Here is a 15,158-nt window from a genome sequence, read left to right as displayed (position 1 = left end):
TCCGGGAAGGCGGCGGCGTCGTGGGAGGCCGGGCTACCGAGGGGCCGCGTCGCGATGCCGAGCGCGCCCGCGGCCGCCGCGAACCCGTCGCGGATCCGCGGCGCGACCGCGCCGACGCCCGCCTCGGCACGCGGGCCCAGCGTCACGGTCACGGCGCGGCGCGCCGACACCGCCGCCACCGCTGCCAGGAACGCCGCCTCCAGCTCGGCCAGCACCTCGGCCGCGTAGGCCCGCATGTCGAGGCTGAACCGGAACTCGCCCGGGACCGTCGTCAGGCCGTGCGCCGCGGCGTCGGTGTGGAACCGGCCGAAGGTCACTGCCATCGGGGAGCCGGCCGCCTCGCGCTCCACCCAGACCCGGTCCAGCGCCAGGGCGATTTCGGCCCCGGCCATGGCCGCGTCGCGCCGGAAGCGGCGCGGCGTCCCGACATGGTCGTAGCGGCCGGCGATGCGGACGTCCGGATAGCGGACGTTGCCGGGGATTCCGGTGCATAGCCCGACCGGGATCCCGGCCTCCTCGAGGCTCGGCGCCTGCTCGATATGCACCTCCAGGAAGGCGTGGATCGCGGCGGCGTCGAGGGCCGCCGGGCCGCGGACGAGCGCGTCCGGGTCGCCGCCCTCCCGGGCGATGTGGTCGGCGAGGCTGAGGCCGCTGTCGATCCGGGCCGCGTCGAGCGCCCCGTCCGGCAGGGCTCCGAGCGCCGCGCGGCTCCCGATGTACGAGACCTGGAACCAGACGCTCTCCTCGGCGCGGATGCCCAGGACGGAGATGTCCCGCTCCGGCTCGAGGCCGAGCTGGCGGATGGCCGCGACGGCGGCGAGCCCGGCCACCACGCCGGCGGCGCCGTCGAAGTTGCCGCCCTGGGCCACGGTGTCGAGGTGGGAGCCGATCAGGATCGGCGGCAAGGACCGGTCCAGCCCCGGCAGCGTCATCGCGGTGTTGGCGGCGGCGTCCCGGGCGATCGCGAGGCCGAGATCGGAGGCGCAGCGCGCCACCGCCGCGTGCGCCGCGGTCTCCTCCGGGCTGTAGGAGGGCCGGGTGAACCCGGGCTCCGTCCGGCCGCACCGGGCCAGCTCCGCGAACAGGGCCTCGACCCGGCAGCGCTGCGCGCGCACGGCTGCTGAGATGGCGGACACGCGGTCCATCGCTACGCCTCCCCGAGCGCCGGTCCCCCGGACGGGCCCGCCGGTGCCCCTGCCACTTTCGTGCCGGCCCGCCGGATCACCGGGCCCCGGCACCGAGACCAGTCACCGAGACCGAGTCTGCCGGATCGCCGGGCGCGCGGCCAGCCGCGCGGGTCAGCCCCGCGGCGCGGGATCGTTGCCCGGCCGGATTCCGGCGGCTATCGCCGGTCCCGGCAGGCGGGCGCGCAGAGGTTCTGCAGATGAAGACGATCGGGTTCCTGTCCTTCGGGCACTGGTCGCCGACCGGCGGGTCGGCGACGCGCAGTGCGGCCGACACACTCCTCCAGTCGATCGACCTCGCGGTCGCCGCGGAGGAGCTCGGGGCGGACGGCGCGTATTTCCGGGTCCACCATTTCGCGCGCCAGCTCGCCTCGCCCTTCCCGCTGCTGGCAGCGGTCGGCGCCCGGACGAAGCGCATCGAGATCGGCACCGGCGTCATCGACATGCGCTACGAGAACCCGTTCTCCATGGTCGAGAATGCCGGCGCGGCGGACCTCATCGCGGGCGGACGCCTGCAGCTCGGGCTCAGCCGCGGCTCGCCCGAGCAGGTCATCGACGGCTGGCGGCACTTCGGCTTCGCCCCGGCCGAGGGCGAGACGGATGCCGATATGGGGCGCCGGCACACCGAGGTCTTCCTCGGCCTCCTGACGGAAACGGGGTTCGCCGAGCCCAACCCACGGCCGATGTTCGCCAACCCGCCGGGACTCCTGCGCCTGGAGCCGCATTCCGAGGGGTTGCGGGACCGGATCTGGTGGGGATCGGCCTCCGACGCGACCGCGATCTGGGCGGCGCAGCAGGGCATGAACCTGCAGAGCTCGACCCTGAAGGCGGACGAGACCGGCGAGCCGTTCCACGTCCAACAGGCCAAGCAGATCCGCCGCTACCGGCAGGCGTGGCAGGATGCGGGGCACGCCCGCACGCCGCGGGTCTCGGTCTCGCGCTCGATCTTCGCGCTCGTGAACGACCGCGACCGCGCCTATTTCGGGCGCGGCACGAGCAGCGACCAGGTCGGCATCATCGACAACATGCGGGCGGTGTTCGGCCGCTCCTACGCCGCGGAGCCGGACCGGCTGGTCGACGAGCTGCGCGCCGACGCGGCGATCGCGGAGGCCGACACCCTGCTGCTGACGGTCCCGAACCAGCTGGGCGTCGCCTACAACGCCCACCTCATCGAGAGCCTGCTCACGCACGTGGCCCCCGCGCTCGGGTGGCGCTGAGCCGACCTCCGGCCGGGTTCGCCGGCGCCGAGGGCATGCAGCCCCTCGGCCGGCCCTGTCCCGGGGCACGGCCCGCCGACCTACCCATCGCCGCGAGCGTGCGGTAGCCTCCCGTCGGCCCGGCACGCGGTGCCGGCGCGCCCGAGTCCGGCACTTGTAAGGGGATCACCGGGATGTCGCACGCGTTGGACTGGAACGCGTTCGCCGACGCGTGGTGCGCCGCCTGGAACGCGCACGATGTCGAGCGGGTGCTGGCCCATTTCCACGACGACGCCGTGTTCACCTCGCCGGGTGCCGCGCGGATCGTCCCCGCTTCGGGCGGAACGGTGCGGGGCAAGGATGCGCTGCGCGCCTACTGGACGGAGGCCCTGCGGCGGATCCCGGACCTCCACTTCGCGGTGGAGCAGGTCTTCGCGGGCATCGACACGCTGGTGATCCAGTATCGCAACCAGAAGGGTGTGAGCGTCAGCGAGGTGCTCGTCTTCGAGGACGGCCGCGTGCGGGCGGGGCACGGCACCTACCCGATCGGCGTCGACAACCCCGTCGGTGCCGCGGCGGGCTAGAGCGGTTCGCGATGCGGCCGCGCCGGCCTCGGCGGGTCCGCCCGCATCGCAACCGGGTCCGTGCGCGTTGGTTGGCGTCGCGTGGCGAACGGGCGCGGGCCCGCTGCCCGCAGCGGGAGACAAACCATGAGTGATGGCTACCCTTCGATGACGGCGCTCCTGGGCCTCCTCGCCCTGGCAGGCTACCAGAACCGCGACAAGCTCGCGGAACTGCTGGGCGGCGCCGGTCAGACCGCGCCGGCGGGCCCCGGCGGCCCGGCCGACGGCTCCAACAGCGGCTCCGGTGCCGGCCTGGGCGGTCTCCTCGGCGGCCTGCTGGGCGACAGGCGCGGCGAGGCTCCCGGCGGGTTCCTGCACAGCGGCCTCGGCGAAATGCTGGACCGCTTCCAGCAGGCCGGTCACGGGACGGCCGCCCAGTCCTGGGTCAAGACGGGACCGAACCAGGAAATCGCGCCGCATCATCTGGAACAGGCGATCGGACCCGACGTCCTCGCGGCTCTCACCCAGCGGACGGGACTGTCCCGCGATGAGCTGCTCTCCCGGCTGTCCCGCGAGCTCCCCCGGGCCGTCGACCGCTACACGCCCGACGGACGGATCCCGGCCTGAGGTCTGGCCGGCGGACGGATCCCGGCCCGACCTTAGGGGGTCGGGACCGTCACGGTCGGCGGGGCGTGCGCGGCTTCGGCGCGGCGAGCCGGTGGGCCGCCGTCAGGGCCGACATCAGGGTCGCCTCGTCGACGATCGCGAGGTCGCACCGCGTCGCGCCCATCCGCCCCCAGCCGCCCGGAACGGGGCTGAAAGCCGCCGGCACCTGCTCGCAGAAGAAGTCGCGCAGGTCCGGGTCGAACATCAGGTTGATGTCGTGGCCCACCTCGCCCAGCGTCGCGAAGGTCTTGCGCGGCGTCCGGAAGGCCGTCCTGTGGAAGTGGGGGGCGGAGGTCACAGCCTCCAACGTCGCGATGAGCGCCTTGACGCGCGCGATATCGACGCCCATCGCGGCCCTCCTCCTCTAGGTCGGCGGCGGATCGAACCACCCAACCGACCGGTCACCCGGTCCGGCTCTCGCAGAATCGCAACCGGTTCCCGAACGGATCCGCCACCCCCAGCACCTCGCCCCAGTGCGCCTGCTCGATGCCGGGCCTGGCATAGCCGTAGCGCTGGTCGATGAGCGCCCGGTGATAGGCCCGGATGCCGCGCATCGGCACGAACACGGTCGAGCCGGGGGTGGCGTCGCCGTGGTGCTCGGTCAGGTGCAACCGCAATCCGGCGCGGGCGACCTCCATGTAGAGCGGCAGACCCGGCTCGAACCGGTGCTCGAACCCGGACGTGAAGCCGAGAAAGCCGCAGTAGAACGCGCGCGCCGTGGCCTCGTCGAAGATGCGCAGAACCGGCACCGCCTCCAGGAAGCGGGGGCCGTCATCCGCGTCCCGGTCCAGGACAGCGCAGGCGGTGTTCCAGTCGTCGTAGCCCAGCCCGGCGGCGACGAGTTCGAGGGCGGCCGCGTGCGGGACGGCGAGGTCGCGGGCTGCCAGCGCGGCGCGCAGCCGCTTGGCCATGGTCTTGGCCTGATCAACGGTCGTCATGGTCCTCTCCCCGAGACGGCGTCGGTCCGTCGGTGCCCGCATTGCCGACCCGGCGCCGGTCAGGGACACGGTGGGGGTGGGTCGTCCGCGATGCGTTCACCATCCCGGTTCCGGGGCGAGCGGCAGGCCGCATCGGCCTGGCGGCAGGCTACCCCGGCCGCGGCGCGGCCGCCAAGAGGGGTGAAGGGAGGGGAGGGCTGAACGGGACCTGCCGGCTTCCGACGGGTCACGACCCCGTGCCGCGCGCGGCCGGCCGGTCGCTGCCGCAGGCGGCGGTTTACCAGCGACTCGCCGCCTGGCGCTCGCGGAGCGCGATCTCGTCCGCGCTGGGCGGTTTGCTGGCGAAACTGCCGGCCTGGACCGCCCCGTCCCGCGCGAGCACCGCGACGTGGACGCCCTTCGGCGAGTGGCTCTGCTCGACCAGCGTCCAGGTGCGGGCCGCCGCCGGGTCGTCCGCGTACCAGCGCTTGCCGCGGCCGAGCATGACCGGGAAGGTGATCAGGACGAGCCGGTCGATGAGGCCCGCCGGAAGCAGCGCCGGATAGAGCCTGCTGCTGCCCTGGATGAGGAGGTCGGGGCCCGCGCTCTCCTTGAGGCGGGTGACCGCCGCGACCGGGTCGCCGGTGAGGCGCCGGCTGTTGTTCCAGCCGAGGGCGGCGTCGCTTCCGGTCACGACATGCTTGCGGATCGCGTTGAAGGTCGCGCCGATCGGCTGCTCGGCGTTGTGCGGCCAGTAGGCGGCGAAGATCTCGTAGGTGCGCCGGCCGAGCAGCAGCTCGTAATCACCGCCGAGCAGCTTGCCCATCGGCGCTGCGAGCGACGCGTCGAAGTACGGGAAGGTCCAGCCGCCGTGCGCGAAGCCGGTCTGATCCTCCTCCGGACCGCCCGGTGCCTGGATCACGCCGTCGAGCGACTGGAAGAGGGAGCCGGTGATCTTACGCATGGGCGGAATCCCCGCGGAGGGCAGCCTCGATCCGGGCGATGTCGATCTTGCGCATGGTCATCATGGCCTCGAACGCGCGCCGGGCCGCGGCCCGGTCGGGGTGGCTGTTGGCGTGCAGGAGCGCGCGCGGCGTGATCTGCCAGGAGAAGCCCCAGCGGTCCGTGCACCAGCCGCACGCGCTCTCCGCGCCGCCGTTGCCCACGACGGCGTCCCAGTAGCGGTCGGTCTCCGCCTGATCGTCGGTCAGCACCATGAAGCTGACCGCCTGGTTGGCCCGGAAGGCCGGGCCGCCGTTCAGACCGACGAAAGGCCGGCCGAGGACGGTGAACGCGACCGTGAGTTCGTCGCCCGCGGACCCGCCGGGGAAATCCGAGGGGGCGTTCATGGGCGCGCCGACATGGCTGTCGGGGAAGGTCGCGGCGTAGAACTCCGCGGCCTTGCGGGCCTCGCCGCGGTCGAACCACAGGCAGGTCGTCAGCTTGTCGCTCGTCATGGCCGGACGTCCCTCACGTGGCTTGCCGCGGGCCGGCGAGGCCGAGCTGGTGGCCCGCCGGATCGGCGATGTTGGCCGCGTAACTGCCGCCGGGGATCGGGTCGGGCCCCTGGAGGACCGTGCCGCCCGCCGCCCGGACGGTCGCGAGCGCGGCGTCGATGTCGGCGACGTGGATGTACCAGTTCCAGCGGGCCGGCGCGCCGGTGGCCGCGCTCGACATCACCGCGCCGGGGCGCAGGTCGCCCCGCCCGATGAAGGCGTACTCGCCCAAGTCGCCCATCGGCATGGCGCCGAGCTTCTCCCAGCCGAACAGCGCCCCGTAGAAGGCGAGGGCCGCCGCGGGATCGGGGGTGGCGAGCTCGATCCAGACGCCGTGGCCGCGCGTCCGCTCCGTCTCGAGCGGCACCGGCCCGAAGGCCCGGCTCGCGCCGGGATGGGCCGGATTCATCGCGGCGAAGACCACGCCCTGCGGGTCGCTCACCATGGCGAAGCGGCCGACATGGGGGATGTCGACGGGCCCGAACCGGACCGCGCCGCCGAGATCGACCGCGCGGGCCGCAAGGGCGTCGACGTCCGAGGTCGCGAGGTAGACCGCCCAGCCGGGGAGGCCGGGGGCCTCGGGCATCGGCCGCCGGATCCCGGCCACGGGCGCCCCGTCGGCCTCCGCGATCCGGTAGCCGCCGTGCTCGGGCATCGGCGACGGCGCGACGCGCCAGCCGGCGACCGCCTCGTAGAAGGCCTGGGCGGCGTCCGGGTCGGCCGCGTTCAGCTCGAACCAGATGGGGGTTCCCTCGGCGGGTGGCATAGGGCGCTCCTCCGTGACAATCGGCGCTGCGGCCGCTGCGCGGTGCCCCCACGGCCCCGCTTTGCCCAGGCTCGCATTCTCGGTTACACAATGCAACCATGAGGTCAGAAAAAATAACCGATCGGGTATCTGGGCCCCGCGAGCGCCTGTACGACGATGCCTGCGGCACGGCCCTCGCGCTGGAGTTCATCGGCGAGCGCTGGTCGCTGCTGATCATGCGCGAGCTGGTCTACGGCCCCCGGCGCTTCGGCGAGATCCGGGCGAACCTTCCGGGGATCAGCGCGAACGTGCTGACGCAGCGGCTGGAGAGCCTGGCGGCGGCGGGCATCGCCCTGCGCTACCGGCTGCCGTCGCCGGCCAACGTGCAGGTCTACGATCTCACCGACTGGGGCCGCGAGGCCGCGCCGCTGATGCGCGACCTGGGCCGCTGGGCCGCCCGCTCGCCGCGGCACGATCCGAGCCTGTTCATGTCGGGGGCGTCGGCCATGATGTCGCTCGAGGCCCTGGTCGACCGCGGGCGGGCGTCGGCGCTGTCGGCGGCGGTCGCCTTCCACTTCCCCGGCGAGGACTTCGTCGCGACGGTGGCCGGCGGCGGGATCCGCGTGCGGCGGGGCGTCGCCGAGGCGCCCGACCTCGCCTTCACCGGCGACACGATGGCGATGCGCCGCACGGTCTACGGCAAGGCGCCGCTGGACCGGGACGGCGCCGGCGGGACGCTCGCCGTCGTGGGCCCCGTCGACCTGGCGCGGTCCTTCATCGACCTCTTCACCCTGCCGGCCAAGGCGGGCTGAGGTGCCCGTCCCGCGGCTCGCGCGGGGCGAGCGCGCCGCCCGCGAGCGCGCCGACGACGCCGGCGAGCACGTCGAGGCCGACCGCGACGTCGGCCGGGTCGACGGTCCCCGCCGCCCCCCAGCCGACGCCGCCCCGACAGCGGATCAGCGCGAGGCCGATCGGTCCGAGCAGGGCCATGTGGGACGCGTCGGTGGTCACGCCCTGCGCCAGCCGCACGGCGCGGTGTCCCGCGGCCGCGACGGCCTCCTCGAACAGGCGGACCAGACCGGGATCGCACCGGGTGGCGTCGGGATCGACGCTGCGCTCGACGGTGATCCCCAGCCGGCGCCGCGCCGCGATTGCCTCGAGCGCCGCGGCGAGTTCCGCCACGGCCGCGCGCCGCGCGCCGTCGTCGTCGGAATCGACGCGGACGCCCAGTGTCGCGGACCCCGCGACCACGAAGGTCGGCACCGGCGCGACGTCGAGGCGCATGACCGTGACGGTGACCCGCTCCCGCGCCAGGCCGACGCGCTCGGCGGCGAGGACGCATTCGGCCGCCCCGGCGAGGGCGTCCCGCCGGCCCGGCATCGGGTTCGCCGCCGCGTCGACGGCGGCGCCCGTCAGCGTGACCCGGAGCATCGTCGCTTCCGACAGGGCCGGCACGATCCCGATCGGCGCTCCCGATCGCTCCAGCACGGGGCCGGCCTCGGCGGCGACCTCCAGATAGGCCAGGATCGCGTCGCGGGCCCGGCGCGCGCTCGCGAGGTGCGCCGGGTCGAGCCCGTGCGCCTCCAGGGCGCGACGCAGGGTGACGCCGTAGGCGTCGTCCCAGTCCAGCGCGTCCGGGGCGAGCCGCCCGACCACGGCCCGGCTGCCGAGCTGCCGGGGACCGAACCGGCCGGCCGCGTCCGCGACGAAGGCGACGACCTCGACCGCGTGGCGCGGCGGCGGTCCGTGCCGGATCAGGCGCTCGACGGCGGCGATGCCGATCAGCACGCCGAGCGTCCCGTCGTAGCGGCCGGCATCCTCGTGCGTGTCGACGTGGCCCCCGACGACGACGGCCGGGCCGCCCGGAATCGCGCCCTCGATCCGGCCGACGAGGTTGCCGGCGGGATCGCGCCGGGCCGACAGGCCGGCCTCCGCCATCCAGCCGAGGACGAGCGCCTCGGCCTCGACCTGCTGCGGGCTGAAGACGCGCCGCGTCAGGGTCCACGGGTAGGCGCTGATCCCGGCGAGCCGGTCGACGCGCGCCAGGACGATCCCGGCGGCGCTCTCGGGCGCCGCCGTCACGGCGTCCTCGGCGTCACCGCGATCCCGGCCCCCCAGTAGCGGTTGGCGATCAGCTGCTGATTCCGGATGAGGCCGATCGCCGTCCTGGCATCGCCGCCCGCGAACGTGCCGACCGCCGCCCCGCAGAGCGTCAGGTACATCCGCTGGTGCACCACGGACTCGAAATAGGCCCGGGGCGGCGGGGCGAGGTCGAGGCCGGCGTCGAGGTTCTGCTGGCGCACCCGCGCGGCGGCCTCCGCCACCGCGGCCTGCACCGTCTCCATCATCGCCCGCTGCGCGGCGTCCAGGATCTCGGACGCCCTGCGTTCCTCGGGAGTCAGAACAGGGCAGGCGACAGCCATCGCGACCTCCGTGTCGATCGCCGGTGAGGCTGACCGACCGGCCGCGCGGCAATATGGCCGGCGCGTATCAATTCGTTACGGCGCGCCGGACCCGTCACGAACCGTCACTTGCGCAGCGGCACGCCCTTCGTGGTGAACCGCTGGCCGCCGCCCGTGTAGCGGGGTCGCGGCTGGCCGCCCGTCCGGCCCGCACCGGCGCCGGTCCCCGGCGGCTGCGAGAACGGCACCAGCTGGTCCGGCCGCGGCCCGATGAGGTCGGCGCGGCCCATCTCCCGCAGCGCCTCGCGCAGCAGCGGCCAGTTCTCGGGGTCGTGGTAGCGCAGGAACGCCTTGTGCAGCCGGCGCTGGCGCAGCCCCTTGATCGCCTCGACCGACTCGCTGCCGCCGCGTTTCACGCCCCGCAGCGTGTTGATCTCGGTGTGGTACATCGCGGTTGCCGTCGCCATCGGCGAGGGCAGGAACGTCTGGACCTGGTCGGCGCGGTAATTGTTCTTCTTGAGCCAGAGCGCGAGATGCATCATGTCCTCGTCGGTCGTGCCCGGATGCGCCGCGATGAAGTACGGGATCAGGTAGTATTTCTTCCCCGCCTCCTTGGCGGCGGCGTCGAACATCTCCTTGAAGCGGTCGTAGGTGCCGATCCCCGGCTTCATCATCTTGTCGAGGGGGCCGCGCTCGGTGTGCTCGGGCGCGATCTTCAGGCGCCCGCCGACGTGGTGGGTGACGAGCTCCTTGATGTATTCGGGGCTCTTCACCGCGAGGTCGTAGCGCACGCCCGAGGCGACCATCACCTTCTTGACGCCCTTCACCTCGCGGACCTTGCGGTAGAGCCGGATCAGGTCGTCGTGCGAGGTGTTCAGGTTCGGGCAGACGTCCGGGAAGACGCAGGAGGGCAGCCGGCACGCCGCCTCGATCTTCGGGTCCTTGCAGGCCATCCGGTACATGTTCGCCGTCGGCCCGCCGACATCCGAGATCACGCCCGTGAAGCCCGGGGTCTTGTCGCGGATCCGCTCGATCTCGCGCAGGATCGAGCCCTCCGAGCGGTTCTGGATGACGCGGCCCTCGTGCTCGGTGATCGAGCAGAAGGTGCAGCCGCCGAAGCAGCCGCGCATGATCGTCACCGAGAACTTGATCATGTCCCAGGCGGGGATCTTCGCGTCGCCGTAGGACGGGTGCGGGGCGCGGGCGTAGGGCAAGTCGTAGACCGCGTCCATCTCGTCGCTGGTCAGCGGGATCGGCGGCGGGTTGAGCCACAGGTCGCGGTCGCCGTGGCGCTGGACGAGGGGGCGCGCGTTGCCGGGATTGGCCTCGCGGTGCAGGACGCGCGAGGCGCGGGCGTAGGCCTCCTTGTCGTCCTTGACCTCGTCGTAGGCGGGGAGCCGGATCACGGTCTCGCCGGGCCGGCGGGTGGCGGCCTCGTCCGTCGAGTCGAGGTCGTCGGCGGGCAGCTCGGTGTATTGGGCGGGCACGCGTCGGAACAGGGCGACGCCCCGGATCGCGTCGAGCTGGTGCGGCGCCTCGCCGGCCGCGAGGCGGTTCGCCACCTCGACCACGGCGCGCTCGGCGTTGCCGTAGATCAGCAGGTCCGCCTTGGCGTCGGCCAGGATCGAGCGGCGCACCTTGTCGGACCAGTAATCGTAGTGCGCGATCCGGCGCAGCGACGCCTCGATGCCACCGAGCACGACCGGGACGTCCTTGAAGGCCTCGCGGCAGCGCTGCGTGTAGACGATGGTGCAGCGGTCCGGGCGCCGGCCGCCCTCGCCGCCGGCCGTGTAGGCGTCGTCGTGGCGCAGCCGCCGGTCCGCCGTGTAGCGGTTCACCATCGAGTCGAGGTTGCCGCCGGTGACGCCGAAGAACAGGTTCGGCTTGCCGAGCGCCTTGAACGGCTCCGCCGAGTGCCAGTCGGGCTGGGCGATGATGCCGACCCGGAAGCCCTGCGATTCGAGCAGCCGGCCGATGATGGCCATGCCGAAGCTCGGGTGGTCCACGTAGGCGTCACCCGTCACCAGCACGATGTCGCAGGACTCCCATCCGAGGGCCGCCATCTCGGCGCGGCTCATGGGCAGGAACGGCGCCGCGGGCCCGCGCGGCGACGGCGTGCGGACGGGGGGCGCCAGAGGACGGGCGGTGGACGCTTGGAGTTCCATGGTGTCCCTGCATAGGCCTCCGGGGCCGCGATCTCAACGAATGGCAGGGCGGCGGTGGCCGCGACCGTGCCGCCCGAGGGCGCCCTGCGCCGATCCGGCGCACCTCGAGACAGGCGCGGCGCCACCGTCGCGGCCGGCCCGGCTCAGCGCGCGATCAGCTCGCGGATGCGGGCGGCCAGGGCCTCCACGGCGAAGGGCTTGGTCAGCACCGCCATGCCGGGCTCGAGACGCCCGTCGCCCGGCAGCGCGGTCTCGGCGAAGCCGGTGATGAACAGCACCTTCAGGTCCGGTCGTGCGACCCGGGCGGCGTCGGCCATCTGGCGCCCGTTCATGCCGCCGGGCAGGCCGACATCCGTGACGAGCAAGTCGATCCGAGCGCCCGATTGCAGCACGCTGAGCCCGCCCGCGCCGTCCGCGGCCTCGATCGCCGTGTAGCCGAGGTCGCTCAGCACGTCCGTCACCAGCATGCGCACCGTCGGCTCGTCGTCCACGATCAGCACGGTCTCGCCCGCCTCGGCCTGCGCCATCAGGCCCCTGGCCGGGTCGGGGCCGTCCGCGTCCGCCTCGCCGAAGTGCCGCGGCAGGTAGATGCACACGTTCGTGCCCCGGCCGACCGTCGAGGTGATCCGGACCTGACCGCCCGACTGCTTGGCGAAGCCGTAGATCATCGACAGGCCGAGGCCGGTGCCCTCGCCCATCGGCTTGGTGGTGAAGAACGGGTCGAAGGCCCGGGCGACGACCTCCGGGGACATGCCGGTGCCGGTATCGGACACGCACAGCGACAGGTACGGCCCCTCAGGCATGTCCTGGGCGGCGGCCTGCTGCCGGTCGATCCAGCGGTTGTCGGTCTCGATGGTGATCCGGCCGCCCCCGGGCATCGCGTCCCGCGCGTTGATGCAGAGGTTCAGGAGCGCGTTCTCCAGCTGGGACGGGTCCGCGAGCGCGGCCCAGAGCCCGTCCGCCCCGACGTGCCGCACCTCGACGCTCGGCCCGACCGTGCGCTGGATCAGGTCGAGCATCCCGCGGACCAGCCGGTCGGCGTCGATCGCCCTGGGCGCCAGCGTCTGGCGGCGCGAGAACGCGAGCAGGCGGTGGGTGAGGGCCGCGGCCCGCCGGGCGGCGCCCTGGGCGGCCGCGATGTACTTGCCGACATCCTTCGACCGCCCCTGGGCGATGCGGGCCTCGATGAGCTCCAGCGAGCCCGAGATGCCCGCCAGAAGGTTGTTGAAGTCGTGCGCCAGCCCGCCGGTGAGCTGGCCCACCGCCTCCATCTTCTGCGACTGGCGCAGCGCCTCCTCCATGCGCGCCCGCTCCTCCCCGGCCTGCCGCAGACGGTCGGCCGCCGCCCGGAGATCGCGCGTCCGCTCCTCGACGCGGGCCTCCAGCGAGGCGTTGAGCTGGCGGATCTCGTCCTGCGTGCGGCGCTGCCGGTAGGCCGCGAAGGCCAGCAGGGCGGTGGCGAACAGGCCGCCGCCGCAGACGAGCCAGATCTCCGGCAGCGCCGAGCCGCGCCGGGGCGAGACGCGCTGCGCGAACGCCACGGTCCAGGTGCGGCCGCCGAGCTCGAGATGCGCCTCGCGGGTGAGGCGCCCCGCCCCGGCGGTGGAGGCCCGCGCGGACCGGTGCAGCAGGTTCGCCTCGCTCGGGGCGCCGTCGTAGATGGCGAAGGCCGCGTCCTCCTCGGCCTCCGCCGCCACGATGCTGTTGAACAGGTCGTCGGCCCGGAAGGCGCCGAACACGAAGCCCAGGAAGCGTCGCCGCCGGTCCTCGAGGTCCGGCGGCACGGCGCCGCCGGCATAGACCGGCATGGCGACGAGGAAGCCCGCCTGCTTGTTCGCGTCGATCTCCTGCACGAGCTGGATCCGCGCCGAGGCGGCCGGCTGGCCGGTGTCGCGGGCCCGCTCGACCATGTCGCGCCGCACCGGGTCCGACATCACGTCGTAGCCGATGGCGGCAAGGTTGCGCGGGTTCGGCGGCTCGGCGAACAGGACCGGGCTGATCATCGGGTTGTCGGTCGGCGGCCGGACCCGGGCATTCTCGACGCCCAGGGCCGCGGCGCGCGCGGTGAACGTCTCGCGCGCGGAAGCGGGCAGGGTCGGCGTGAAGCCGATGCCGAGGAAGCCGGGGTAGAGGCGCTGGAACTCGATTCGCTGCACGTAGGCCCGGAACTGGGCCAGCGCGACGGTGTCGCCGTCGGCGGCGAACAGGCCGGCGGCGCCGCGCAGGAGCGCCGTGTAGGTGCGGAACTGGTCCTCGACCGTGCGCAGCTCGATCTCGGTGGCGTGCTCGAAGGTCAGGCGGTCGCGCAGCGCCGCCGCCTGCCAGGTGAGGGCCGTGCTCAGCCCGGTCGCGAGGAGGCCGGCGGCCAGGATCGCGGGCGGGATCCAGCGCGCCGCGCCCGCCCCGCGGCGGGCGGCGGGCGCGACAGGACCCTGCGATGCGGTTCGGTGGGACAAGGGGCGAGACCGGACTTCGACTGCGGCCCGTCAAAGCAGGCATGACCCGGGATGCAAGTCCATGGTGGCGTCACCGGGGCGAGATCCCCGCATCGCGGCGGGCCCTCAGGGCGCGCGGCACGCCATCGCGGCGGTAGCCTCGATGACGCTCAGCGCCCGGCGCCGCACCTCCAGCGCCGCGTCCGGGCTGTCCGACACGGTGGAGGCCTCGCGCCTCAGCGTCGCGTCGCAGGCGCAGGAACGGTAGCCCGCCGCGTCGTAGCAGGCGTCGTGGCGCATGCACGCGGCATCGAGGGCGTCGGTCGGCGGCAGCCCCTCGCCGCGCTGACCCGTGCCGCAGTAATTGCCGTGGAACAGCTCCTTGCCGGCGATGACCCGGCCCAGGTCGCCCTTCGGCGGTGCGGGCGCCTCTGCCTGCCCGCTCGGGTTGAGGTCGTTGGCCGGCCCGCCCGCCTTCGATCCGGAGGAGCGCAGGGCCTTCGGGATGCCGGAGCGCTCGCCGGGCTCGTTCAGGGCCTCGCCGGCCCGGCCGTTTGGGTCCGAGATGTCCGGGAGCGGCGGGGGCGGCCCCGGGCGGGGCTCGCCCGGCTCGACGGTCGCGGCGGGCAGGTCCCGGACATCCTGCACGTCTTGGACGCTCTGGACGCTCTGGACGCCTCGCGCGTCCGGAACGCCCTGCGCCCCGGACGCGTGCGGGTAGGCGACGAGCAGCAGCCCGAGCGTGGCGAGGAGAGACGGTCTCACGGATGGCCCCTGATTCAGCGGCCCCTCAACTCGAAGCTCGGCTTCTCCGTTCCGGACTTTCGCCCGCCACGGTAACGGAGCCCTGCGGGGCGGACGCGGGCCGCGGGGCGGCACCGTCCGAGCGGCGCGGCACGCGACGCCGTGCGCGGGCGCACGGGGGCTCGTCTCGCGTGTTGGACCCCGGGATCGCGGATCCCACATCGAGGCGTAACGCGGCCGGGATGATCCTGGCGACAGACCTGAGCTGGACCTCCGCCATGACTTCTCGTCTTCTGATCGGCGCCGTGATCGGGATCGGCCTGTCCGGGCCCGCCCTGGCGCAGAGCTTCACCGCCCCCGCCGGCATCCCGGCCGTCACCGCCCCCGGCGGCCTCCAGGGCCGTGCGGCGCTCGCGGATCCGCGGACGGCGCCGGACGGGCGCGCCGGTATCCTCGACGTCGACGGCAGGCCCCCGTCAGCGGTCGGCACCGTCGATCCGCGCCGCCCGCATCCCGAGCGCTAGAGCGTTTTCGGTTTGCGCTGAATCGGCCAGTTGGGGTTCACGTCGGGCTGTTGGGCTGATTCATTGCGCGCTCCAGATGAGGAGCAGACCATGGGCCGACCCTACAGCCAGGATCTGCGTG

Annotated in this window: 16 protein-coding genes; 5 read left to right on the top strand and 11 right to left on the bottom strand. The window is 73.9% G+C overall.

Going from position 1 to position 15,158, the window contains the following annotated elements; all coding sequences use genetic code 11:
• The coding region (locus ACLBYE_RS25425) for a hydantoinase/carbamoylase family amidase (RefSeq protein WP_447696295.1) at window positions 1-1,145 on the bottom strand (1,145 nt) is incomplete at its 3' end.
• A gap of 239 nt (window positions 1,146-1,384) precedes the next feature.
• Between ACLBYE_RS25425 and ACLBYE_RS25420 the strand changes: the two genes are divergently transcribed.
• The 3 genes from ACLBYE_RS25420 to ACLBYE_RS25410 all read left to right on the top strand — a co-directional run bounded on the left by ACLBYE_RS25420 (window position 1,385) and on the right by ACLBYE_RS25410 (window position 3,570).
• Window positions 1,385-2,401 (top strand): LLM class flavin-dependent oxidoreductase, encoded by a 1,017-nt coding sequence (locus ACLBYE_RS25420; RefSeq protein ID WP_447696294.1) that lies wholly within the window; start codon window positions 1,385-1,387, stop codon window positions 2,399-2,401.
• Between the two features lie 173 nt (window positions 2,402-2,574).
• On the top strand, window positions 2,575-2,964 hold the full coding sequence (locus tag ACLBYE_RS25415; RefSeq protein WP_447696293.1) for a nuclear transport factor 2 family protein: 390 nt from the start codon (window positions 2,575-2,577) through the stop codon (window positions 2,962-2,964).
• 126 nt (window positions 2,965-3,090) lie between these two features.
• Window positions 3,091-3,570 (top strand): YidB family protein, encoded by a 480-nt coding sequence (locus tag ACLBYE_RS25410; protein WP_447696292.1) that lies wholly within the window; start codon window positions 3,091-3,093, stop codon window positions 3,568-3,570.
• Window positions 3,571-3,619: 49 nt separating this feature from the next.
• Here ACLBYE_RS25410 and ACLBYE_RS25405 read toward each other — a convergent pair whose 3' ends face one another.
• From ACLBYE_RS25405 to ACLBYE_RS25385, 5 genes are all read right to left on the bottom strand, one after another.
• Complete coding sequence (locus tag ACLBYE_RS25405; protein WP_447696291.1) at window positions 3,620-3,958, bottom strand: MmcQ/YjbR family DNA-binding protein; 339 nt, start codon at window positions 3,956-3,958, stop codon at window positions 3,620-3,622.
• A 52-nt stretch (window positions 3,959-4,010) separates the two neighbouring features.
• A complete protein-coding gene (locus ACLBYE_RS25400) occupies window positions 4,011-4,547 on the bottom strand; it encodes a glyoxalase superfamily protein (protein WP_447696290.1) in 537 nt (178 codons plus the stop codon).
• A 277-nt stretch (window positions 4,548-4,824) separates the two neighbouring features.
• Entirely contained in the window at window positions 4,825-5,490 is a 666-nt protein-coding gene (locus ACLBYE_RS25395) for a dihydrofolate reductase family protein (RefSeq protein ID WP_447696289.1), read from the bottom strand.
• Window positions 5,483-5,983: a VOC family protein gene (locus ACLBYE_RS25390; protein ID WP_447696288.1), complete on the bottom strand. Its 501-nt coding sequence runs from the start codon at window positions 5,981-5,983 to the stop codon at window positions 5,483-5,485. The genes ACLBYE_RS25395 and ACLBYE_RS25390 overlap by 8 nt, the downstream gene beginning before the upstream one ends.
• Before the next feature lie 13 nt (window positions 5,984-5,996).
• Window positions 5,997-6,788, bottom strand: coding sequence for a VOC family protein (locus ACLBYE_RS25385; RefSeq protein WP_447696287.1), 792 nt, complete (start codon window positions 6,786-6,788; stop codon window positions 5,997-5,999).
• Window positions 6,789-6,886: 98 nt separating this feature from the next.
• On the opposite strand from ACLBYE_RS25385, the gene ACLBYE_RS25380 reads away from it, so the two are divergent.
• Window positions 6,887-7,579, top strand: a complete 693-nt coding sequence (locus tag ACLBYE_RS25380; protein ID WP_447696286.1) for a winged helix-turn-helix transcriptional regulator — start codon at window positions 6,887-6,889, stop codon at window positions 7,577-7,579.
• On the opposite strand, the gene ACLBYE_RS25375 is transcribed toward ACLBYE_RS25380, so the two are convergent.
• From ACLBYE_RS25375 to ACLBYE_RS25355, 5 genes are all read right to left on the bottom strand, one after another.
• Window positions 7,554-8,849 carry a hydantoinase/carbamoylase family amidase gene (locus tag ACLBYE_RS25375; RefSeq protein WP_447696285.1) on the bottom strand — a complete coding sequence of 432 codons (1,296 nt, stop codon included), beginning with the start codon at window positions 8,847-8,849 and terminating at the stop codon, window positions 7,554-7,556. The two genes, ACLBYE_RS25380 and ACLBYE_RS25375, sit on opposite strands and share 26 nt — an antisense overlap.
• Window positions 8,846-9,190: a hypothetical protein gene (locus tag ACLBYE_RS25370; RefSeq protein ID WP_447696284.1), complete on the bottom strand. Its 345-nt coding sequence runs from the start codon at window positions 9,188-9,190 to the stop codon at window positions 8,846-8,848. Before ACLBYE_RS25370 ends, ACLBYE_RS25375 begins: the two co-directional genes overlap by 4 nt.
• 104 nt (window positions 9,191-9,294) lie before the next feature.
• Window positions 9,295-11,334 (bottom strand): YgiQ family radical SAM protein, encoded by a 2,040-nt coding sequence (locus ACLBYE_RS25365; RefSeq protein WP_447696283.1) that lies wholly within the window; start codon window positions 11,332-11,334, stop codon window positions 9,295-9,297.
• 143 nt (window positions 11,335-11,477) lie between these two features.
• Entirely contained in the window at window positions 11,478-13,790 is a 2,313-nt protein-coding gene (locus ACLBYE_RS25360) for a CHASE domain-containing protein (RefSeq protein ID WP_447696282.1), read from the bottom strand.
• A 105-nt stretch (window positions 13,791-13,895) separates the two neighbouring features.
• A complete protein-coding gene (locus ACLBYE_RS25355; RefSeq protein WP_447696281.1) occupies window positions 13,896-14,534 on the bottom strand; it encodes a phospholipase A2 family protein in 639 nt (212 codons plus the stop codon).
• A 257-nt stretch (window positions 14,535-14,791) separates the two neighbouring features.
• Here ACLBYE_RS25355 and ACLBYE_RS25350 point away from each other — a divergent pair, with 257 nt between their 5' ends.
• Window positions 14,792-15,037, top strand: coding sequence for a hypothetical protein (locus ACLBYE_RS25350; protein ID WP_447696280.1), 246 nt, complete (start codon window positions 14,792-14,794; stop codon window positions 15,035-15,037).
• Window positions 15,038-15,158 lie beyond the last annotated feature (121 nt).

Source organism: Methylobacterium sp. A52T, assembly GCF_053346095.1.
The sequence above is the reverse complement of the archived record's forward strand: the minus strand, read 5'-3'. Positions and strand labels throughout refer to the sequence as shown.